Below are 22376 nucleotides of genomic sequence, written 5' to 3'. Positions count from 1 at the left end.
GCCGACAAAGGCTACCTCGCCCAGTGGCTCACTGAAGCACTGGACCAGCAAAACCTTCAACTCATTACTCCCCTCAGGAAAAACATGAGGCCTGTGCCTCGTACCAGGTTCGAGAAAGTCATTCTGCGTCGCCGTTCCCTGATTGAAACCGTCTTTGATGAATTGAAGAATCTTTGCCAGATCGAGCATACCCGACACCGCTCTCTCTTCAATTTTATCGTTAACCTAATGGCTGGTATCGTCGCTTACTGTTTGTCCGATAACAAACCAACTTTGAATCTGACCAGGGTCAACAGCCTGGCTAAAGCTTAAGGGCTTATCCCGAACTCAGGTTATGGGTAGGCATACTGTTCGCACAATCTCCTGATACTGTCAGTACTGCAAAGAGTGATACCGGCAATATTGCTGTCTGGCTGGATGTCAATGGGGCAATCGGCCCAGCCATGCAGGATTACATTCAGCGCGGGCTGTCCAGAGCAACCGAACGGCGAGCGCAAGTAATTATTCTTCAGATCGATACACCGGGTGGTCTGGATGTATCGATGCGCAAAATCATTCAGGAAATCATCGCTTCTCCGGTACCAGTGGTAAGCTTCGTTGCGCCTGGTGGTGCACGTGCTGCCAGTGCCGGAACCTATATTCTGTATGCCAGCCATATCGCAGCAATGGCGCCTGCTACCAATCTGGGCGCCGCCACACCGGTAAAGATGAATACGTTGGCCTCAAAGCCGGAAGTACCTGACAGCCAGCCTAAGGGTGAGCAGCCCGATAAATCCGACAGTCAGGATGCCATGACAGTAAAAGTTATCAATGATGCTGTCGCTTATATCCGCGGGCTTGCCCAGATGCGCGGACGTAATGCGGATTGGGCAGAGCAGGCCGTGCGTGAGGGGGTGAGTCTGACAGCTGCCGAAGCACTCGATAAAAATGTCATTGATCTGGTGGCAGATGATGTGAGTGATTTGCTGGCCAGGATAGACGGACGTACAGTCGATTTGTCCGGAGAAAAAGTCAAATTATCTACCCGGTCTCTGGCACTGGAGCGCATCGAGCAGGATTGGCGCACTCGCCTGCTGGCAGTGGTCGCCGATCCTAATATTGCCTACATCCTGATGCTGATTGGTTTCTATGGTCTGGTTCTGGAATTTACTACACCCGGAACGATTGTAGCTGGTGTAGTTGGAGCCATCAGTCTGTTACTGGCTTTGTTTGCCTTTCAGGTTTTGCCGATCAACTATGCCGGTCTGGCACTGATTCTGCTCGGGATTACCTTTATGCTGGCAGAGGCTTTGCTACCGGGTGTAGGTGCGCTGGGTATCGGCGGCATTGCAGCTTTTGTCATCGGATCGATCATGCTGATCGACACAGAAGTGCCTGATTACGGTATTTCGATCCCGTTGATCGCCACGTTTACGCTGATGTCGGCCGGATTTTTCATGCTGGTGTTCGGTATGGTGCTCAAATCCAGAAAAAAACCGGTAGTCTCAGGTAGTGAAGAACTCGTTCATAGTACGGGTGAAGTACTGGAAAGTTTTGATCAGGAAGGTTGGGTGCGGGTTCATGGGGAACGATGGCGTGCCCGTACCAATACGCCATTGTCACCCGGGCAGCGGATCAAAGTTACAGCTATGCGGGGCCTGCTGCTGGAAGTGGAGCCATGCCAACCCGATCATACGATGAATGCAACGGAGAATTGATATGTACACTGATACCGTATCTGTCATTACGCTTATTCTGACCTTTTCCATCTTTTTCCTCGCCAGTTCACTCAAGGTGCTGAAAGAATATGAACGGGGTGTCGTATTTATGCTGGGACGTTTCTGGCGGGTCAAAGGGCCAGGTCTGGTCATTGTGATCCCTGCCGTTCAAACCATGGTGCGAGTTGATCTGCGCATTATCGTGATGGATGTGCCTGCTCAGGATGTCATCTCGCGCGATAATGTTTCAGTCAAGGTCAATGCCGTGCTGTATTTTCGTGTGGTTGATCCACAAAAAGCTATTATCCAGGTTGAAGACTACAACATGGCGACCAGCCAGTTGGCACAAACGACCTTGCGTTCTGTACTGGGGCAGCACGAGCTGGATGAAATGCTGGCCAGCCGGGATAAGCTCAATTCCGATATTCAGTTGATTCTGGATGAGCAGACTGAGGCGTGGGGAATCAAGGTATCGAATGTTGAGCTCAAGCACGTCGATCTCAACGAAACGATGGTACGGGCAATTGCCAGACAGGCTGAAGCTGAGCGTGAACGCCGTGCCAAAGTCATTCATGCGGAAGGCGAATTACAGGCATCACATCATTTACTCGAAGCCTCACAAGTCCTTGCAAATCAGCCTCAAGCACTGCAACTGCGCTATCTGCAAACACTCACCGAAATTGCAGGTGAGAAAAGCTCCACGATTGTTTTTCCGCTGCCGATCGAGCTTCTGACGATCCTGCAGAAAATGACTGAAGAACAATCTGACAACCCGACCAGCAAGTGAAGCTGGAGATGATGATTAACGAATCACCATCGGGTGCACACCAGCTTTGAGCGCGCGAACAGCCTCTGCGGGAGAGCCTACGACCAGTCCGCGCGGGCAGAAGTAGTATTTTGCCAGCTCTCGCTGAGCTCGTAACTGAGCGACTGCTTCCAGTGGCTGCCATTCAGAGGTATTGGCACGCACCCAACTGCGGATATCGTTGTTACCGGTCGCATAGCGTTTTCTCTCACGTGTTTCGCAACGCAGCCCCTCGTACGAAACATTGTTTGCGCCCTGCTGCGACTGGATCACTATGCTGTACCGGATCACACGTTTTTCATCGACACTGATGGATTTGGCATCGATGAAATAGCGCAGACTGGTAGCAGGACCAGAATCGAACTCCAGCAGGTTTTCCGGTTGGGGATAAGCAGGAAGGTTGGATTGAATCGCTTCCCAGTCTCTATTGTAATCGAGCGTATCAAAAAATTTGTTCTGGCTGGCACAGGCAGTAATGCTCAAGACCAGAATCAGATGCAGGGCAGCGTTTACTGGCTTGTTGAATTTTTGATACATGGCTTCACAATGGGGAGAAGAAAAAGCAAACCAGTGGTTACCGGTCGTGGTGAAGGTAGCCGATAAAATAAAACCGGCCGGGATATTTCCCGCAAAGAAGAAATATCACCGGCCAATATCGACAGACAGAATGGGGCAGGAATCTTAAATCTTGCCAACCAGGTCGATTGACGGTTTCAGTGTGGCAGCACCTTCTGTCCATTTGGCCGGACAAACTTCACCCTCATGCATTGAGACGTATTGCGCAGCCTTGACTTTACGCAACAGTTCAGCAGCATTACGGCCAATATTGTTGTCCTGAACCTCGAATGCCTTGATCTCGCCTTCCGGGTTGATAATGAAACTGCCGCGCAGCGCCAGACCTGCATCTTCAATGAGCACATCAAAGTTGCGGGACAGTTCTCTGGTTGGATCGCCTACCAGTGGATAACGAACCTTACGAACCACGCTGGAAGTATCATGCCAGGCTTTGTGCGTGAAATGTGTATCTGTTGAAACACCGTAGACTTCAACCCCGATCTTCTGGAATTCATCATAGTTGTCCGCCAGATCTTCAAGCTCAGTCGGGCAGACAAAGGTGAAATCAGCCGGGTAGAAAACGATGACCGACCATTTGCCCTTCAAGGTTTTATCCGTGATTTCGACAAAATCGCCATTGTGATACGCAGTTGCTTTGAACGGTTTAACAGTAGTGTTAATCAGTGACATTGCCGTTTCCTTTTATGTGATTGACTCAGAATGATAGCTTCGACAGAAGTTTAAGGCGCTGCGCTCGATTAGTCCAGCCCAATGAATATGGGTAGCAATCTTCAGGACGAGTGAAGAGGTTGTATATCTAGTCTCGATTGACTCGCGCAGAAAACAGGCTGGCGGAGGCAATCATGAGTCCGCCAGCCCAGTCTCTTCCTGTCAGGTATTCATTCGTCAGAAAATGGGCGGCAATGGCCGCGACCACCAGTTCGAACAGCATGATCACAATAGCCTGGTTGGCTGGTATATGAGTCATTCCGTATTGCAGCAATATGCAAAGAAAAAACACCAATCCGCCTATACCTGCCAGTATCAGCCATGCGTGGGTATGCAAATGAGTTATATCGGAAATACTTTCCATCAACAATGTTGCGGCAAATCCGGTCAAGGCAGTGCCGGAGAGAACGGCCAGCAACTTTAGCTGAATGCCGTGCTGCTGGTCCTTGCGAATCAGGACATTGGTCAGTGCAAAGGCAAGTCCGCCAGATAACCCCATCCAGTCACCATAAGAGGCGAGTAGTGGTAATTTACTTCCCGGTTGCCAGAGCAGAAGCAGAGCACCTGCAAGGGATAACAGAATGATCGCGTAACCCTGCCTGCTCAGCCGCTCCTGGAGCAGGATACGTGAAAACAGGATGGTCCACAGCGGTGCCAGATAGAACAGAAGCAGTACCCGCATGACTTCTCCGTGGATGATTCCGAGTACATAGGCAATGCCGGTCCAACCCGCACTGAGACTGATCCAGAACAAAATACCGGCGGCAGGGTTAAGTATTTCGGAAATCCGGAGTTGTCTTCGAAACAGAATCAGGCCGATCAGCAGCGCAATGGAATAAGCCAGTGTGGTAGACAATTCACCACGCATACCCGCCTGTTCCAGTAAGCGGTAGGGATACCAGGCTACTCCCCAGATGGCAGCACCCAGCAGCAGGCTGGCTACCGGCAGTAATTTTTTTTGTTTGGTCAAGGTTCCCTGTGCCCTTTATAATTAACGCTTACCATTTTTACTGCCTTCCTGGAAGCGTACCTTCCGCAAGCATAGTTCTTGTGGGCAATCTTGAGAAAGTATGAATCCTTCACTGGAAAATCTTCAGTTATATCCGTTTCAGAAACTCACCAAGTTGTTTGAGGATCTCGTGCCAAGGGATTCCCTGCCGACTCCTATCGGTTTGCATATTGGTGAGCCAAGGCACAGCACCCCCGAATTTATCAGGCAGGAGCTGATCAACAGTCTCGAAGGGCTGGCTCATTATCCCACAGTACTTGGGACTGACAGGCTAAGAGCCAGTATTGCAACCTGGCTCACACAGCGCTATCACCTATCTTCCATTGATCCGGATACCGAGGTCATTCCGGTCAATGGCAGCCGGGAAGCGTTATTTTCATTTGCCCAGGCGGTTATCGATACCGATCACAAAGCTATTCAGCCAGCGGTAGTTTGCCAGAATCCCTTTTATCAAATCTATGAAGGGGCTGCATTGCTAGCGGGGGCAACGCCCTATTTTCTCAACCAGCTGCCGGAAAACAATTTTTCGGCAGATACTGCACAGTTACCCGATACGGTGTGGGAACGCACACAACTGGTGTACATTTGTTCCCCTAATAATCCTACCGGCAAAGTGTTGACTCTGGATGAATGGAAGCATCTGTTCGATTTGTCCGATCGTTATGGATTTGTGATTGCTGCAGACGAATGTTATTCAGAAATCTATTTCGATGAGGGCCATCCCCCACTGGGTGCGCTGGAAGCGGCCGAAAAACTCGGGCGTAGCGGATTTCCCCGTCTGGTCGTGTTCAGCAGTTTATCCAAGCGTTCGAATGTACCGGGAATGCGCTCCGGTTTTGTAGCGGGAGATGCGACCATTCTCAGGAAATTTCTGCTTTATCGCACCTATCATGGTAGTGCCATGAATCCGGCTGTGCAGGCAGCAAGTACCGTTGCCTGGAGTGATGAGCAGCATGTGGCTGAAAACCGCAAGCTGTACTATGAGAAATTTACTGGCGCCATGCATATACTGGGGGATACCCTGCCTGTCAGTATGCCGGATGCGGGGTTTTACTTATGGCTGAGAACACCTGTCAGTGGTATCGAGTTTTCCAGGCGTTTGTATCGTGAAGGAAATGTGACCGTGTTGCCCGGCAGCTATCTGGCACGAGAGGCGCACGGTATGGATCCTGGTGAAGATTTCGTGCGGATCGCACTGGTTGCACCCGTGGTGGAATGCATGGAAGCAATGGAGCGAATCAGGGACATTGCCAGAAAATTCTGATCTGATTATTTTTTTAGGAGTCACATGGAGCAATTACAGGCTGTCATCGAAAATGCCTTTGAAAGGCGCGCTGAAATCACCCCCCGGAATGTCGAAGCCAATCTGAAGGAATCGGTTGCCCAGGTTATCAATATGCTTGATACCGGCAAGCTGCGGGTGGCTGAAAAAATCAATGGTGAATGGGTCGTTCATCAGTGGATCAAAAAAGCCGTCCTGCTGTCTTTTCGCATGGAAGACAACAGTTTCATCAAGGGTGGATTTTCCAACTATTTCGACAAGATTCCATCCAAGTTCGCAGATTACAGCTCACGCGACTTTCGTGATGGCGGGTTCCGCGTGGTTCCACCAGCTGCTGTTCGCAAGGGTTCGTTCATCGCGAGTAATGTGGTACTGATGCCATCCTATGTGAACATCGGGGCTTATGTGGATGAAGGTACCATGGTGGATACCTGGGCAACTGTGGGCTCCTGTGCACAAATCGGCAAAAATGTTCATCTTTCCGGTGGCGTCGGTATCGGCGGGGTGCTGGAACCGGTGCAGGCAAGTCCTACGATTATTGAAGACAACTGTTTTATCGGTGCCCGTTCCGAAATTGTCGAAGGTGTCGTCGTTGGCGAGAATTCGGTGATTTCAATGGGTGTTTATATTGGTCAGAGTACCAAAATTTATAACCGTGAAACCGGTGAAATTACCTATGGTCGAATTCCCCCGGGATCAGTCGTGGTTTCCGGAAATCTGCCGGCTGAAAATGGCCGCTACAGCCTGTATTGTGCGGTGATTGTGAAACAGGTCGATGCCAAAACCCGCTCTAAAACGGGTATCAATGAGTTATTGCGTGGTATCTGATCATTGACATCAGAGCAATACTATCTGTTGGCAATGATCTGTGATATAAGAACGATTGTATGAATTTTACGGAAAGTCTGGCAGGGTGTGATATCAGTTGGCTTTTTCCCTGCGTATTCGCCGTGTTGTTACAGGAAATTCATACATCTTGAGCAACTAATATAAGAGGAGAAGCTATTATGAAAACAACCCTGATAAAAGTGATTGCAGCCTCTGTTACCGCACTGTTTTTGAGCATGCAGGTGTATGCGAGCGGACATACTGCTCACGTGGACGAGGCAGTGAAGCATGCCGAGGAAGCCGTGGCACATGGTAAAGAAGGCCATACTGACCAGTTACTGGAACATGCAAAAGAAAGTCTGACACATGCCAAGGCTGCCAGTGAAGCAGGTGGTAATACGCATGTCGGTCATGGAATCAAACATCTGGAAGATGCTATCAAGCATGGTGAGGAAGGCCATGTCGGTGTTGCTACCAAACATGCGCAAGAAGCTATCGAGCACTTGCGTGCATCCGAACATAAATCGCACTAAATTATCAAACGGATGTGCCTTTGGTAAGCTTTATCAAAGGCACATTAGCCAACCAAAAGCGGAGTTATCCGCTTTTTTGTTATGGCATACCAGGCCGGAAATAGGCAGGATTGCTGTAGTCGGATAAATCAGAAGTACTCATGAATCCAACCGGAAATTCGATATGAGGCAACTTACGTTTGCCATCCTGAGAATGATGAGTGATGGCAATTACCACTCCGGTACAACTTTGGGCCAGGCGCTGAAAGTTTCTCGTTCCAGTATATCCAACACGCTGCGGGATCTGGAAAGTTACGGCCTGACCATACATAAAATTCCTGGTCGGGGATATCGCTGGTTGAATCCGGTTCAATGGCTGGATAGCGAACAAATACACCAGCATCTTGCTGAATACGCGGATTCCATACAGATAGAAATTGTGGAAGCGGTCGAATCGACCAATTCATTACTGCTGCAGCGTGCGGTTGAGCAGGGCATTTCCGCCAACAGAATCAAGCAGGTGCTGGTCACGGAATTACAGACACAAGGACGCGGACGCCGTGGACGTTCATGGTCATCAGGCCTGGGAGACAGCCTGACTTTCTCTGTGTTGTGGCCGTCACAATGTCCGGTAAATACTCTTTCCGGGCTAAGTCTGGCAGTAGGTGTGGCCATTGTCCGCGCACTGACATTGCTCGGTATTCGTGACATTGCGCTGAAGTGGCCGAATGATGTGTTATCCGGTTCCCACGCCAAGCTGGCAGGTGTGCTGATCGAATTGCACGGAGATATGTTGAGTCTGGGAACCGTGGTTATTGGTGTTGGATTGAATCTCAGGCTTTCCGGCGTCACAAAAGCCCGGATCGATCAGAAGGTAACCGATATCACCAGTATCACCGGGCAAATGCCGGACAGGAATCAGTTACTGGCGGTTTTACTGAAAGAGCTGGCCAGGGTGCTCGATACATTTGAACGACATGGCTTTGAGCCTTTCATAGAGGAATGGACACGTTACCATGCCTATCAGGACAAAATGGTGCAGGTCAGCTTCGCAGAGGGTTCTGTCAGGAATGGGGTTGCAATCAGTGTTGCAGCGGATGGTGCTTTACTGGTCGATACTTCGACAGGTGTCGTACAGTTGAGAAGCGGGGAAATCTCTCTGCGCAGTCTGGCAGAACATTCCAGCCCATTCAATTGAGGTTTGCGGGTTGAATACATCTTCTTTGCTGCTGGCGGTTGATTCGGGTAATACCGCCATCAAATGGGGATTACATGACGGTCGACAGTGGCTGGCGCATGGCAAGACATTACAAAGCGAACGCAGGATGCTGAAACAAAACTGGACTGCGTTGCCAGCACCTGCCTCCATTCTGATTGCCAATGTGGCTGGATTACAGGCGGCAGATGATTTGAAGGCATTGCTGGCGCCATGGCATGTACACCTGGAGTGGGCCACAGCCAGTGCCCGTCAGTGTGGTGTCATCAGCCGTTATAGCAACCCGGCGCAATTGGGCTGCGACCGCTGGGTAGCACTGATTGCTGCATGGCACCGGTTACAACAGGCATGTCTGGTCGTGGATGTGGGCACTGCCATGACGGTCGATGCTTTGTCTGCCTCGGGTGAATTTCTGGGCGGCGTCATTGTGCCTGGCCCCGATGCGATGAGACAGGCATTGGCAGATCGTGCCGGAATATTTTCCATGCCACTATCCGGTAGTTTCCAGAATTTCCCGATCAATACCGGAAACGCCCTGTATAGCGGGATGATTCAGGCACTGACCGGCGCAGTGGAGCGAATGTATGACCAGCTTTCCGAATACACGGGAAAACAAATGGTTGTAGAAACCATCCTGACGGGTGGTGGCGCGGCGTTGCTGGCTCCTCATATACATATCCCTCACCAGATTGTCGATGATCTGGTACTGGAGGGGCTGGTCATTATCGCCGGGGCGCAAGCAGAGATACCGGCAACCCGTTAAATATCAGGACGATGCATCATGACACACCCGCTTTTCAGACATGCTGAATTTTATACGACAGTCAACCGTTTGCAGGATTTGCCGCAGACGGCCGGAGTTGAAGTTGCTTTTGCCGGACGTTCCAATGCCGGAAAATCGAGCGCAATCAATACACTGGTGGGAAGAGAACGGTTTGCCTTCGTCAGTAAAACGCCTGGCCGGACACAACATATCAATTTTTTTCAGCTGGGCGAGGAACGCTTCATGGTCGATCTGCCAGGATACGGTTACGCACAAGTACCGCTGGCTATTCGACAGCATTGGGGACATCTGCTGAGTTCCTATCTGCAAACCCGGCAATCGTTGTACGGTATGATACTCATCATGGATATACGCCATCCGTTGACAAAGCTCGATCTGCAAATGCTGGACTGGTTCAGGCAGACAAAAAAACCGGTTCATGTACTGCTGACCAAGGCAGATAAACTGAGCAAGAGCAGGGCACTGGTGGCATTGAACGAAGTTAGGCAGTTTCTGACTGTCAATTACCCTCACTGTACCGTCCAGACTTTTTCCAGCTTGAAAGTCGCAGGCGTGGAAGAAGCTTCACAGTTATTGCAAAACTGGTTTGATACCGGCCATGCCAGCGTACAGCAGGAGAACGGTGAAATCAGCGAGCAAAAAAAAACCCCGGCTAAAGGGGATTGAGCCGGGGAGAATCGCCTTGCTTGTAAGGCCTCGCCTCAGGGAGGGAAGGCGAGAGGTGGTAATTACCAACCACCTATCTATAAGAATGGACTAAATGAATTTAGTTCCACGATGTATCAATTTTTTTATTTTGATAAATAAAACATGACCTTTTTCAGCCAGTTTCCACAAAAAAGAATGCGCCGTAACCGCCGGGATGATTTCTCCCGCCGTCTGGTCCGGGAAAATCATCTGCGGCCAGATGATCTGATTTATCCGGTATTCGTACTGGATGGCAGTAATCGCGAAGAGAAAGTGGCGTCGATGCCCGGGGTTGTCCGGCAAAGTATTGATCTGCTCCTGCTCCAGGCCGAAAAATGTTTGCGTCTGGGAATCCCCGCCCTGGCAATTTTCCCGGTGATCGATGCTTCCCTGAAAAATCTGACTGCCGATGAAGCCTATAACCCCGATGGCCTGGTACCGCGCACGGTGAAGGAATTGAAGAAACGTTTTCCCGAACTGGGGGTGATCACCGATGTGGCACTCGATCCCTATACCAGCCACGGTCAGGATGGTCTGATCGACGCAAACGGCTATGTGCTGAATGATGAAACGGTCAGTGTACTGGAACGGCAGGCATTGTCACATGCCCAGGCGGGTGCAGATGTCGTGGCACCTTCCGATATGATGGACGGTCGGGTAGCTGCCATTCGTGCTGTACTGGATCGTGACCAGTTTATCCATACCCGGATACTGGCCTACTCAGCCAAATATGCTTCCAGTTTTTATGGCCCGTTCCGGGATGCAGTCGGCTCGTCTGCTACGCTGGGGGCGGGCAATAAATACACCTACCAGATGGACCCGGCCAATTCGGATGAAGCCATCTGGGAAGCGGGGCTGGATATTCAGGAAGGTGCGGATATGATCATGGTCAAACCCGGCATGCCTTACCTCGATATCGTGCGCAGGGTTAAGGATGAGCTGGGCGTTCCTACCTTCGTCTACCAGGTGAGTGGCGAATATGCCATGCTGAAAGCGGCTGCCATGAACGGGTGGCTGGATGAAAAAGCCTGTGTTACCGAGGCATTGCTGGCGTGTAAACGTGCCGGTGCAGATGCCATTCTGACGTATTTCGCAGTGGAAGTGGCCGGCTGGCTGCAGGAACGCGCCTGAAACCGGACTGCTTGCATCACATGATGAATCATACTATCAGGATCGCCCGGTAATCATTTACATTGGTATAGGTCGGGCCGGTGACAACCAGATCGCCCTGCTTCTCAAAAAAAGTATAGGCATCGTTGTCATCGAGTAAAGCCGTTGGATCGATGCCGGCTTGCCGTGCCCGGCTCAGCGTATCCGGTGTCATCACTGCACCCGCATTGGTTTCACTGCCGTCTATACCATCCGTATCGCAGGCCAGTGCGTATACCTCTTCCAGCCCGCCGAGTGCAATGGCGAGTGATAACAGAAATTCGGCATTGCGTCCGCCCTTACCGGCACCTTTTACCGTAACGGTTGTTTCTCCGCCGGAAATCAGTGCGACAGGCGGCCGGTACGGATTGTTGTAATGACGTATTTCGCGTGCAATGACGGCATGCATTTTGGCGACTTCCCGTGCTTCACCAGTGACGGTATCACCCAGAATGAGCGGGGTGATCCCCTGCGCCTGGAAAAATTGTGCCGCAGCGGCGAGTGATTGCCGGGCGGTTGCAATGATCCGGTTTTTCACATTTCTGAACACCGGGTCGCCCGGCTTGGGTGTTTCCCCTTCTCCTCCATTGCTGCTTTTGCGGCCGTTTTCCCGTAACACTTCGATAACCTGCGGAGAAACGGTGATCGCATAGCGCTCGATCAGCGTCAGTACATCCTGCCAGGTAGAAGGATCCGGCGCGCAGGGTCCGGAGGCGATAGAGCTCGGGTCATTGTCCGTGACATCCGAAATGATCAGGCAGCGCACCGGTGCCCGGCTGGCTGCCGCCAATTTTCCTCCCAGCACTGTGGACAAATGCTTGCGCACGATGTTGATTTCCTGGATCGAAGCGCCACACAGCAAGAGTTGATGAGTGATGGATTTCAGTTCCTCCAGTATTACCCCGGGAACGGGCGCGGACAACAGGCTCGATCCGCCGCCACTGAACAGCCCCAGCAACAGATCATCCGGTTTGAGCATGCGTACCGATTCCAGAATGGCGCGGGAAGCCATTTCACTCCGGGTATCAGGGATGGGATGGCTGGCTTCGATCACCATGATGCTGTTGGTCGCCAGTCCATGGCGATAAGGTGTGACCACGATACCCTCCAGATGATTGCCCGGCGGCCAGTGTGTTTCTACGGCACGAGCCATGGCTGCCGCTGCTTTGCCTGCACCGATGACCAGCGTGTTCCCCGAAGGTGGTTCAGGCAGATGAGCGGGGACGATCTTTTGCGGATCAGCTGCATCGATGGCAGCACGAAAACTGTCGAGCAGCAGTTCACGCGGATTCATACAATTTACCCCGTCAGTGTGGTGGAAAGTAATGGCTGGAGAAAGTATCCGGTGAAACTGCCGGGGATCGACGCTACCGTTTCCGGCGTCCCTTCGGCAATGATTCTGCCCCCCCCTGCTCCTCCTTCCGGACCCAGATCGATGATCCAGTCGGCGGTTTTGATCACATCCAGATTATGTTCGATGATGACCACGGTATTACCGTTATCGCGCAGGCGATGCAGGACTTTGAGCAACAGGTCGATATCCTGGAAATGCAGGCCGGTAGTGGGTTCATCGAGAATATAGAGCGTGCGGCCGGTATCGCGCTTGGATAACTCCAGAGACAGTTTGACGCGCTGAGCCTCGCCACCGGATAGTGTCGTGGCAGACTGCCCCAGCGTGATATATCCCAGCCCCACATCCAGCAAGGTTTGCAGTTTGCGTGCGATGGTCGGCACAGCTTCAAAAAATGCATGGGCATTTTCGACGGTCATCTGCAGAATTTCGTGAATGTTTTTGCCCTTGTACTGGATTTCCAGCGTCTCCCGGTTGTAACGCTGCCCGTGGCAAACATCGCAGGCAACATAAATATCCGGCAGAAAATGCATTTCCACCTTGATGACACCATCTCCCTGACAGGCTTCGCAGCGCCCTCCCTTGACGTTGAACGAAAATCTGCCGGGTGAATAGCCGCGCTCCCTGGCTTGTGGCACGCCGGCAAACAATTCACGTACGGGTGTGAACAGGCCGGTGTAAGTCGCGGGATTGGAACGGGGGGTGCGCCCGATCGGGCTTTGGTTGATGTCGATGACTTTGTCGAAAAACCCCAGCCCGTCGATTTCCTGGTAAGCAGCCGGATCAGTATGGCTGCCATACAAATGGCGTGCCACGACACGATACAGCGTATCGTTGATCAGTGTGGATTTTCCTGAACCTGAAACACCAGTTACGCAAATCAGTAAGCCGACCGGTAAATTGAGCTGTACCTGCTTGAGATTGTTGCCGGCTGCCCCACGGATCGTCAGCATCCTTTCCGGATTGGGCGGGGTGCGAGTGGATGGAATGGCAATGGAGCGTTTGCCGGAAAGGTATTGTCCGGTCAGCGATGCAGAATTTGCCTGAATGGCCGTTGGTGTACCTTCTGCCACCACACAGCCGCCATGCTCACCCGCTCCAATACCCATGTCGACTACATGATCCGCCAGCAGGATGGCATCCTGGTCGTGCTCCACTACGATGACGCTGTTACCAAGATCACGCAGATGCCTGAGGGTATCCAGCAAGCGTTCATTATCGCGCTGATGTAATCCGATCGAAGGTTCATCCAGCACATACATGACACCGGTCAGCCCGGAGCCAATTTGGCTGGCGAGGCGGATACGCTGCGCTTCACCACCGGAAAGCGTATCGGCGGAACGGTCGAGCGAAAGGTAGTCGAGCCCGACATTATTGAGAAACTGCAAGCGGCTGGAAATCTCCCGGATGATACGTTCTGCAATGGATTGTTTGTGGCCTGTCAGTTCCATGTCATCGAAAAACTGTTTTGCCTGCCGCAGCGGCCAGGCACTGATGGCAAAAATCGTTTCGCCATTGACCGTAACGTGCCGGGCTTCACGGCACAAGCGTGTCCCTCCGCATTCGGGACATTCACGCGCATTGATGAATTTGGCCAGTTCCTCACGTACGGTTTGTGATTCGGTTTCCCGATAACGGCGTTCCAGGCCGGGAATGATACCCTCGAAAGGGTGAACCTGCTGATGAGCACGGCCTTGTTCGTTGAGATACGTAAATGTGATTTTTTCCTTGCCGGAACCATACAGAACGGCCTGTTGCACCTCCTTGCTCAACTGCTCGAACGGAATTTCCAGATCGAAGTGATAGTGATTTGCCACCGCCTGCAACATCTGGAAGTAGAACTGATTACGCTTATCCCAGCTCCGAATGGCGCCTGCAGCGAGCGACAGGTACGGAAAGGCCACCACCCGTGCCGGATCGAAAAAGGTGATCTGACCCAGACCATCACACTTGGGGCAGGCGCCCGCGGGATTATTGAAGGAAAACAGACGTGGTTCGAGTTCGGACAAGGCATAACTGCACACCGGGCAACTGAATCTGGCTGAAAACAGGTATTCCTTGCCACTGTCCATTTCCACCGCCAGTGCCCTGCCCTCGGCATGGCGCAATGCGGTTTCAAATGATTCCGCCAGTCGCTGTTTGACCTCCGGGGAAATTTTGAGGCGATCGACGACTACTTCGATCGTATGTTTTTTGGTTTTCTGCAATTTCGGCAGTGCATCGATATCGTACACTTCCCCATCCAGCCGGACGCGCACGAATCCCTGTGCACGCAACTCATCGAACAATTCCGCCTGTTCACCCTTGCGTCCGGTTACTACCGGCGCAAGTATCATCAGACGGGTGTCGGTCGGCAACTGCAAAACCTGATCGACCATTTGTGAAACACTCTGCGCTGCCAGCCCGATACCATGCTCCGGGCAATGCGGTTCTCCCACCCGGGCGAACAGCAGACGCAGATAATCGTGTATTTCAGTGACAGTTCCCACGGTGGAACGCGGATTGTGCGAAGTGGCTTTCTGCTCGATGGCGATGGCTGGCGACAGCCCTTCGATCAGATCGACATCCGGTTTTTCCATCAGCTGCAGAAACTGTCTGGCATAGGCGGAAAGTGATTCGACATAGCGCCGCTGGCCCTCTGCATAGAGCGTATCGAAAGCCAGCGAAGATTTTCCGGAGCCGGACAACCCGGTAATCACGATCAGCTGGTTGCGCGGCAGATCGAGGTCGATATTTTTGAGATTATGTGTCCGTGCACCACGGATTCTGATGAGTTCCATTAGCTATCTAAGAATGAGTCAACCTGATAATATACCCAACTTCCCGGTTTTATCACAATTACGCTTCATGTCTGTTTCACCAGCGCCTAATACAGCAACCAAACTCCCCGAAAAAATGTCCCGAGTGGAAATACGAGCTTCCGCCAGTCTGGCGGGCGTATATGCACTTCGCATGTTCGGTCTGTTCATCATTCTGCCGGTCTTTACTTTTTTTGCTAAAGAACTGCCGGGGGGAGACAATTACACACTGATCGGCATCGCGCTGGGCGCTTACGGGCTGACGCAGGCAATCCTGCAGATTCCGTTCGGCTGGCTGTCTGACCGCATCGGGCGTAAACCGGTCATTTATCTCGGATTGGTACTGTTTGCACTGGGCAGTTTTGTCGCAGCGGGCGCAACCGACATTTACTGGGTGATTCTGGGGCGCATCATCCAGGGTGCAGGTGCCATTTCGGCTGCTGTCATGGCACTGGCAGCCGATCTGACGCGAGAAGAACATCGTACCAAGGCGATGGCAATGATCGGTATGAGCATCGGTATGGTTTTCGCGTTGTCGCTGGTCATCGCTCCTCTGCTGGATCAATGGGTCGGTGTGCCCGGTATCTTTGTGATCACCGGATGTCTGGCCATACTCGCGATAGGGGTGGTGCACAAAGTTGTGCCGGATCCGGTCGTCAGCCGTTTTCACTCGGATACCGAGGTGACTGCCGCCCGCTTCAGCAGCGTCATTCGCGATGTACAACTACTGCGATTGAACTATGGTATTTTTGCCCTGCATGCGGTGCTGATGGCACTTTGGCTCAGCATACCGCTGTCACTGCGGGAAACAGGTCTGGCTGCTGCTGATCACTGGAAGGTCTATTTTCCGGTAATGGTCGGTTCCATACTGCTGATTGTGCCTGCCATTATCTATGCCGAGAAAAAAGCCCAGCTGAAACGGGTTTTCATTGCAGCCATTGCATTGCTGCTGCTGGCACAAATTTTACTGGCAATCTTTAACGCATCATTCTGGGGGCTGGTGTTTGCGTTACTGCTGTTCTTCGCAGCGTTCAATCTGCTCGAAGCCAGTCTGCCTTCACTGATTTCGAAGATTGCACCGGTCGGCGCCAAAGGAACGGCTATCGGCATTTACAGCAGCACACAATTTCTGGGTGCTTTCGTCGGCGCCGGCCTGGGTGGATATCTGTTTCAGCATTTCGGCTTTTATGCCCTGGCGGCAATGTGCAGCGGATTGCTGATTCTCTGGCTGGTGCTGGCTGTCACCATGCAGGCACCGGCCGCGGTTCGTTCCAGAATGTATCAGGTCAGAAAAATGGATTCCGATGAAGCCAATGGCCTGTCACGCGAACTGGCGGCATTACCTGGCGTTTATGAGGCCCTCGTGCTGGCCAACGAGCAGGTGGCTTACCTGAAGGTTGACCTCAAGGGGTTTGATGAAGAAAAAGTGGTTCAGTTACTGGAAGGAAATATATAGATGGCATCACTGAACAAAGTCATGTTGATTGGCAATCTTGGCCGTGATCCTGAAATTCGTTACATGCCCAGCGGCGACGCCATGGCGAACCTGAATATCGCTACCACCGATACCTGGAAAGACAAAGGTGGCGAAAAGCAGGAACGTACCGAGTGGCATCGGGTCGTCATGTTTGGCAAACAGGCCGAAATTGCCGGGGAATACCTGAAAAAAGGCTCGCAGATTTATATCGAAGGCCGCCTGCAAACACGCAAATGGACCGATAAATCCAACGTGGAGCGCTATACCACCGAAATCGTCGCGGATCGCATGCAAATGCTGGGAGGCCGTTCGGGAGGCGGCAGCTATGATCCTCCGGCCGACCGGGATCATGATTACCAAAGTCAAAGTACCCCACCTGCCAAGTCGAATACAGGTTTTGACGATATGGAAGACGATATTCCGTTCTGAAACCAGACGGGATACGCAGCAGTTCTCTGACATTGAGGAGGTCTGGACTTCCATACCAGACCCGAGCACGTAATGGCTAATCCGGCCACGATAATTGCGGCTGGTATTGGATTTATCCGGCTGCAAAGCCGGTAGCCGTAAGATACAAACATTCGGCACAAATATTCTTTTCCCGTCATTTCTGATGGACGAATCTCATCATCCCGCGCACGCGCCGGCATTGCCGAGCGAGCCTTTTGCCTTTCTGCTGCATTTCTTCCGGCATTATTACGGCTGGTGTGTGCTGGTCGTGGTGTTGGAAATCGGTTCATCTGCCAGCAGCATTCTCACGCCGTATGCCATTGGCCAGATCGTGGGTGGTGTTACTGATTCCCTGACGGTACGAGAACAGATTTTTTCGGCAGTCGCTTTCCCGCTCGGGCTTTATCTGCTGCTCAACCTCGGTGAAGTGATATTCAGCCGCGCCGGTGCCTCCTGCCGCATTGTCATTGCACCGCGATTACGGGCGCAGGTGACGAGCGAGCTGTACGCTTACCTGCAGCACCATTCGCATCGTTTCCTCAGCAACAACTTCGCCGGTGCGCTAGCCAGCCGTATCTCGGAAACCTCGACCAGCGTCAACATGACATTATGGACGCTGGTGTTCGATTTCCTGCCAATTGTCGTCACACTGACCGTCTCGATCATCCTGCTGTGGTACGCCAGTATTCCCTTGTCGCTGTTTACGCTGGTATGGGCATTGCTCTACCTGAGTATTTCCTACTGGCTGGCGCGGCGCTGCCGGCCGCTGGCGCATAAATCGGCCGAGGCGCGCAGCATTACAGTTGGTAAAGTGGTGGATGCCGTTACCAACCTTGCCAGCGTGCGGTTGTTCGCCATGCTGGGTTTCGAACGCGGCTACCTGGAAAGTTTCCTGAACAACGAGATTGCCGCTTCACGGCGCTGGCTCTGGTCGAATGAGAAAATACTCTGGTTCCAGTTCCTGCTGGCGTTGACACTCAAGGTAGGCACACTGCTGTTTGCCTTGTGGTTGTGGCAGCAGAACCAGATATCCGTGGCCGATTTCGTGATGAGCGTCAGCCTCTCGCTGCTGATCATCGGGGAGGTGCGTAACATCAGTCGTCGTTTCATCGATCTGTTCGAATACATTGGCAATATTGCCAACGGTGTGGGTATCATCGTGCGTGAACATGAAATCGTCGATCGCCCCGGCGCGCAACCATTGCACATTACCCGCGGCTGTATCGAACTGCGCGGTGTCACCTTCGGCTATTCTCCCGACAATCCGGTATTCGAAAATCTCGATTTGCGTATCGAGGGCGGGCAGCGCGTAGGGCTGGTGGGCTATTCTGGTTCAGGCAAATCGACACTGCTCAACCTGATCCTGCGGCTGTACGACCCACAGCAGGGTAGTATTCTGATCGATGGTCAGGATATCCGGGACGTCACCCAGCAGTCCCTTCATGAACAGATCAGCCTGATTCCGCAGGACCCCGGACTGTTTCATCGCACTCTGCTGGAAAATATCCGCTATGGCCGTCCCGGCGCTACCCGGGAGGAGATCGAACTGGCTGCACGCGGCGCCGATGCACACGAATTCATTGAACGCATGCCCAATCAGTACGAATCACTGGTGGGCGAACGTGGCGTGAAACTCTCAGGCGGCCAGCGGCAGCGTATCTCCATTGCTCGCGTCATCGCTAAAAATGCGCCCATCCTGATCATGGACGAAGCCACTTCCAGTCTGGATTCGATTACCGAACAGGCCATCCAGAACAGCCTGGCTGCGCTGATGAAGAACAAAACCGTGATCGTGGTCGCTCACCGCCTTTCCACCATCGCACATCTGGATCGCATTCTGGTATTCAACCGCGGGCGCATCATCGAAGATGGCAGCCACGCTCAACTGCTGGCTGTCAACGGTGCCTATACCCAACTTTGGAGCCGGCAGGCAGACGGATTTCTGGTCGAAGAAACGGAACAGGACGACTGACGAAAATGATTACAGCATCACTGAAAGGTTATTTTTTGAGCAGCTTTTAGCTGTCCTGTCAGACAGGTATCGAATTATCCGCAAGAAATAATTTGAACCTGGCTTCATCAAGAGAACCTGCAGCGAGCGCAATTACTGCCTGCGCAGAGTCTTCCTCAGCGGCAGTAAATCTGTAACCATTAAGCTCAAGAAACAGTACTCCGACGACAAAACCCGTTCGTTTGTTTCTATCCACAAAAGGATGATTTTGCAAAATCCCGGCGGTATATGCAGCAGCTAGATGGATAACATCTGCTTGCTGATCATAGGCCAGAAGATTGAGAGGTCTGGCAAGGGCCGATTTCAGAAGCTCTTTGTCGCGAACCCCTGATGCACCGCTATGTAGAGAAATCAGGCGTTCATGAATAGCAAGCGCGACCTGCTCATCTATCCAGATCGGCTCGATCATTTAGCCAGTATACGAAGCGTATTGCGGTAACGGTCACAAATATTCTCAACCTTGACCATTTTTTCTTCGAAAGCAGGATCGTATGGGGTAATCAAATACCCGCCATCGGACGCCTCGGTCAAAAACAGCCGCTGTCCATCTCCGGTACGTAAATGGTTAATGACCTCTTTGGGCAGCACAACTCCCAGGGAATTACCTAATTTTCTGACTTTCAGCTCAACCATGTTATTTCCTTTGAGTTATAACTAATGTAATAACGCATCATAGCAAAGAATCCTCTCTCAATATGTCCGACGAGGTAGCAGGCCGACACGGCGACCCAGCAGTGCTGCCACCAGTGTTGCTCTGGATTGCTTCATGCCTGACGGCATTCGAAAAGACAAGAAATTTAACTCCACTGGTACCATAACCACCTCCGTTCTCCAGGATTGCAGCTCGTGAGGCTAAACAGATAACCCATGAAATGTGGGCTCTTTTCAGAGTTTGAATAGATGGTACTTGCGCTTTATTCTTCTTCGTTGACAATACCACTGTGCGGCCTAATTCAGGTGTTACAAATCAGGAAGGAGAGTATGAGCATTCCCAAACATGATCAAATTCGTGTTCCAGCATTATTGTTGCTCGCGGAGCGGGGCCAGTTGAAGCTAAGTGACTTCGAACAGCCACTGGCTAAGTACTTTGGTCTGTCCGATGGTGAGGTGCAAGAAGAATACGAATCGGGCAAGGGAAAAATATTCTATGATCGTATAAGTTGGGCGCTGAGCTACATGAATATGGCTGAGTTGTTGAATAAGCCCAAGCGCGGCCTATATCAAATAAGTGAGCTTGGCAGGGAGAAGCTAAAAACCCCAAATATAATCAATCAGTTTATCGCCGAGCAGATTGCAAAGAAGCAAGAAAATAAGCCTTCAAAGATTGGCAAAATCACGGTTAGTGAAGAAAACCTTACTCCACAAGAAGAGCTTTATGAGTCGGCAAAGAAGATTCGCCAAGCTTGCTACCAGGAAATAATTGACACCATCCTATCCAAAAAACCGCATGCGTTTGAGAGTCTTGTTGTTTTGCTGCTTCAAAAGATGGGATACGGCGGAGAGATTAAGCAATCAGGACTGGTCACGCCATATTCCAATGACGGTGGCATTGATGGAATCATTAAAGAAGACGTTCTGGGGTTCGGTCGGATTCATATACAGGCAAAGCGCTACGCCCTAGAAAACAGTGTCCAGCGGCAGGAAATCCAGAGCTTTGTTGGTGCGCTCGCCGTTGCACAGTCAAACAAGGGTGTATTCATCACCACATCTTCCTTTTCAAGGGGTGCCATACAGTATGCGGTTGGCCTAAATGGAAGCACAACCCTAATACTTATAGATGGACAGAAATTGGCTGAATATATTTATGAATATGGGGTTGGTTTACAAGTTGAGCACACGGTAGAGATCAAAAAACTCGATAGCGAGTTTTGGGATTCCATGGAAAATGAGGCTGGCGTGCCTGACTTATAGTAAGTCGCTGGAGCCGGTTTCGCCGCAGCTTAGCTTGTTCGTCAGGCGCTATGAAGGAAAATGCTTCACTACACCAGACAATCAGGGAAACTCATGTTCAAAGTAATTCTGTTGTCATTTATTGTTCTTATCGTTATACCATTCGATAGTTTTGCGCAAACACGATGTCGCCCGGATTCTTTGCAGAACACAACGTGCCGGGACAGCAATGGCAATACCATGCGCAGTCGTACAGATTCGCTCGGCAATACAACCTATCGTGATAGCGACGGCAACACCATTCACAGCCGGACAGACTCCCTCGGCAATACGACTTATCGTGACAACCGCGGAAACACGGTAAGGTGCCACAAAGATGCTCTGGGCAATACAATTTGCCGCTGATGTTTCTAATGCTTGCGTTATAAATCTATACCACAGAAACGAAAGGGCTCCGTCCAGCTGATGACAAGCAAGAAAGATTTGTCAGAACGTGATATTTGTACCAAGCTCATCACGCCCGCGCTGGAACAAGCGGGCTGGGATATGCAGAAGCAAGTCCGTGAAGAATAGCTTTAACAATCGAGGACAGATCACATGAAGTTTTTGATTTTCTATGAATGCCGGAACGAAGATGGTTTCTTTTCTGGCCAATTTGAGTTTGAAGCAAAACAAGAGCCGACAAAAACAGATAAAGCAGCTATTGAGGCTGCTCTTGAAGATTCTGTGAAGTTCCATAAATCCGGAATGGCTGGATTGTCGATAACATCAATATCATCAGTTTCGTAATGGCCAAATCGCTAAGGCAAATCGACATTTACGGATTTCCAACATCTATAATTTTTGCTTTACTGAAAGAGGTTTAACATTTTCAGTGAGGAATGTATGAAACGCTATGAATTGAACAGGGAGCAATGGCGTCGAATAGAGCCGTTTATACCGGGTAAAATTGGGGATCGTGGCCGACATGGCGCGGATAATCTATTGTTTATAAATGGTGTTTTATGGGTTTTACGCTCTGGTGCGCACTGGCATGACCTGCCGGAGCGGTATGGCAAATGGAAAACTGCTCACAAACGCTTTACGCGGTGGGCACAGGCCGGTATTTGGGAAAAGATATTCGATGTTTTGACCGAAGACCCGGAC

Annotated in this window: 25 protein-coding genes; 17 read left to right on the top strand and 8 right to left on the bottom strand. The window is 51.3% G+C overall.

Features of this window, described 5'->3' with window-relative positions; genetic code table 11:
* The 3 genes from B5D58_RS11520 to B5D58_RS11510 all read left to right on the top strand — a co-directional run.
* The coding region (locus tag B5D58_RS11520; RefSeq protein WP_143779555.1) for a transposase at positions 1–312 on the top strand (312 nt) is incomplete at its 5' end.
* 131 nt (positions 313–443) lie between these two features.
* Entirely contained in the window at positions 444–1697 is a 1254-nt protein-coding gene (locus tag B5D58_RS11515; RefSeq protein ID WP_011112931.1) for an NfeD family protein, read from the top strand.
* 1 nt (position 1698) lies between these two features.
* Complete coding sequence (locus B5D58_RS11510) at positions 1699–2484, top strand: slipin family protein (RefSeq protein ID WP_011112930.1); 786 nt, start codon at positions 1699–1701, stop codon at positions 2482–2484.
* Positions 2485–2499: 15 nt separating this feature from the next.
* Here B5D58_RS11510 and B5D58_RS11505 read toward each other — a convergent pair whose 3' ends face one another.
* Entirely contained in the window at positions 2500–3039 is a 540-nt protein-coding gene (locus tag B5D58_RS11505; RefSeq protein ID WP_011112929.1) for a CNP1-like family protein, read from the bottom strand.
* Here B5D58_RS11505 and B5D58_RS13920 point away from each other — a divergent pair.
* On the top strand, positions 3038–3187 hold the full coding sequence (locus B5D58_RS13920) for a hypothetical protein (protein ID WP_159445012.1): 150 nt from the start codon (positions 3038–3040) through the stop codon (positions 3185–3187). The two genes, B5D58_RS11505 and B5D58_RS13920, sit on opposite strands and share 2 nt — an antisense overlap.
* On the opposite strand, the gene ahpC is transcribed toward B5D58_RS13920, so the two are convergent.
* Entirely contained in the window at positions 3184–3747 is a 564-nt protein-coding gene (gene ahpC / locus B5D58_RS11500; protein WP_011112928.1) for an alkyl hydroperoxide reductase subunit C, read from the bottom strand. The genes B5D58_RS13920 and ahpC overlap by 4 nt on opposite strands.
* 127 nt (positions 3748–3874) lie before the next feature.
* A complete protein-coding gene (locus tag B5D58_RS11495) occupies positions 3875–4756 on the bottom strand; it encodes a DMT family transporter (RefSeq protein ID WP_011112927.1) in 882 nt (293 codons plus the stop codon).
* A 100-nt stretch (positions 4757–4856) separates the two neighbouring features.
* Between B5D58_RS11495 and dapC the strand changes: the two genes are divergently transcribed.
* From dapC to hemB, 7 genes are all read left to right on the top strand, one after another.
* On the top strand, positions 4857–6059 hold the full coding sequence (gene dapC / locus B5D58_RS11490) for a succinyldiaminopimelate transaminase (protein ID WP_011112926.1): 1203 nt from the start codon (positions 4857–4859) through the stop codon (positions 6057–6059).
* 24 nt (positions 6060–6083) lie between these two features.
* Positions 6084–6905, top strand: a complete 822-nt coding sequence (gene dapD / locus B5D58_RS11485; protein ID WP_011112925.1) for a 2,3,4,5-tetrahydropyridine-2,6-dicarboxylate N-succinyltransferase — start codon at positions 6084–6086, stop codon at positions 6903–6905.
* A gap of 179 nt (positions 6906–7084) precedes the next feature.
* Positions 7085–7438 carry a metal-binding protein SmbP gene (locus B5D58_RS11480; protein WP_011112924.1) on the top strand — a complete coding sequence of 118 codons (354 nt, stop codon included), beginning with the start codon at positions 7085–7087 and terminating at the stop codon, positions 7436–7438.
* Positions 7439–7601: 163 nt separating this feature from the next.
* Positions 7602–8615 (top strand): biotin--[acetyl-CoA-carboxylase] ligase, encoded by a 1014-nt coding sequence (locus tag B5D58_RS11475; RefSeq protein ID WP_011112923.1) that lies wholly within the window; start codon positions 7602–7604, stop codon positions 8613–8615.
* 10 nt (positions 8616–8625) lie between these two features.
* Positions 8626–9396, top strand: a complete 771-nt coding sequence (locus tag B5D58_RS11470; RefSeq protein ID WP_011112922.1) for a type III pantothenate kinase — start codon at positions 8626–8628, stop codon at positions 9394–9396.
* A gap of 18 nt (positions 9397–9414) precedes the next feature.
* Complete coding sequence (gene yihA, locus B5D58_RS11465) at positions 9415–10083, top strand: ribosome biogenesis GTP-binding protein YihA/YsxC (RefSeq protein WP_011112921.1); 669 nt, start codon at positions 9415–9417, stop codon at positions 10081–10083.
* Between the two features lie 144 nt (positions 10084–10227).
* Entirely contained in the window at positions 10228–11235 is a 1008-nt protein-coding gene (gene hemB / locus B5D58_RS11460; protein WP_011112920.1) for a porphobilinogen synthase, read from the top strand.
* A 28-nt stretch (positions 11236–11263) separates the two neighbouring features.
* Here the strand turns inward: hemB and B5D58_RS11455 are convergent, their stop codons facing one another.
* On the bottom strand, positions 11264–12547 hold the full coding sequence (locus B5D58_RS11455) for a glycerate kinase type-2 family protein (protein WP_011112919.1): 1284 nt from the start codon (positions 12545–12547) through the stop codon (positions 11264–11266).
* Positions 12548–12552: 5 nt separating this feature from the next.
* Positions 12553–15384 (bottom strand): excinuclease ABC subunit UvrA, encoded by a 2832-nt coding sequence (gene uvrA, locus B5D58_RS11450; protein ID WP_011112918.1) that lies wholly within the window; start codon positions 15382–15384, stop codon positions 12553–12555.
* Between the two features lie 115 nt (positions 15385–15499).
* Between uvrA and B5D58_RS11445 the strand changes: the two genes are divergently transcribed.
* The 3 genes from B5D58_RS11445 (at position 15500) to B5D58_RS11435 (ending at position 19301) form a co-directional block, all read left to right on the top strand.
* Entirely contained in the window at positions 15500–16858 is a 1359-nt protein-coding gene (locus tag B5D58_RS11445; protein WP_011112917.1) for an MFS transporter, read from the top strand.
* Positions 16859–17308: a single-stranded DNA-binding protein gene (gene ssb, locus B5D58_RS11440; RefSeq protein WP_011112916.1), complete on the top strand. Its 450-nt coding sequence runs from the start codon at positions 16859–16861 to the stop codon at positions 17306–17308. It abuts the gene before it with no gap.
* 184 nt (positions 17309–17492) lie between these two features.
* Positions 17493–19301, top strand: coding sequence for an ABC transporter ATP-binding protein (locus B5D58_RS11435; protein ID WP_011112915.1), 1809 nt, complete (start codon positions 17493–17495; stop codon positions 19299–19301).
* Positions 19302–19359: 58 nt separating this feature from the next.
* Here the strand turns inward: B5D58_RS11435 and B5D58_RS11430 are convergent, their stop codons facing one another.
* Positions 19360–19749: a type II toxin-antitoxin system death-on-curing family toxin gene (locus B5D58_RS11430; protein ID WP_011112914.1), complete on the bottom strand. Its 390-nt coding sequence runs from the start codon at positions 19747–19749 to the stop codon at positions 19360–19362.
* A complete protein-coding gene (locus tag B5D58_RS11425) occupies positions 19746–19973 on the bottom strand; it encodes an AbrB/MazE/SpoVT family DNA-binding domain-containing protein (protein ID WP_041356884.1) in 228 nt (75 codons plus the stop codon). The genes B5D58_RS11430 and B5D58_RS11425 overlap by 4 nt, the downstream gene beginning before the upstream one ends.
* 348 nt (positions 19974–20321) lie before the next feature.
* On the opposite strand from B5D58_RS11425, the gene B5D58_RS11420 reads away from it, so the two are divergent.
* Positions 20322–21251, top strand: coding sequence for a restriction endonuclease (locus tag B5D58_RS11420; RefSeq protein ID WP_011112913.1), 930 nt, complete (start codon positions 20322–20324; stop codon positions 21249–21251).
* Positions 21252–21365: 114 nt separating this feature from the next.
* Here the strand turns inward: B5D58_RS11420 and B5D58_RS13705 are convergent, their stop codons facing one another.
* Positions 21366–21602 carry a hypothetical protein gene (locus tag B5D58_RS13705; protein WP_143023773.1) on the bottom strand — a complete coding sequence of 79 codons (237 nt, stop codon included), beginning with the start codon at positions 21600–21602 and terminating at the stop codon, positions 21366–21368.
* Positions 21603–21827: 225 nt separating this feature from the next.
* On the opposite strand from B5D58_RS13705, the gene B5D58_RS11410 reads away from it, so the two are divergent.
* Together B5D58_RS11410 and B5D58_RS11405 are read left to right on the top strand one after the other, a co-directional pair.
* Entirely contained in the window at positions 21828–22019 is a 192-nt protein-coding gene (locus B5D58_RS11410) for a hypothetical protein (protein WP_074671340.1), read from the top strand.
* A gap of 96 nt (positions 22020–22115) precedes the next feature.
* Positions 22116–22376, top strand: a 261-nt coding sequence (locus B5D58_RS11405; RefSeq protein WP_143779582.1) for a transposase, incomplete at its 3' end; no start/stop codon positions are given.

It is taken from the genome of Nitrosomonas europaea (assembly GCF_900167395.1).
GTDB lineage: Bacteria > Pseudomonadota > Gammaproteobacteria > Burkholderiales > Nitrosomonadaceae > Nitrosomonas > Nitrosomonas europaea.
This window is presented reverse-complemented; position numbering and strand designations above follow the sequence as displayed.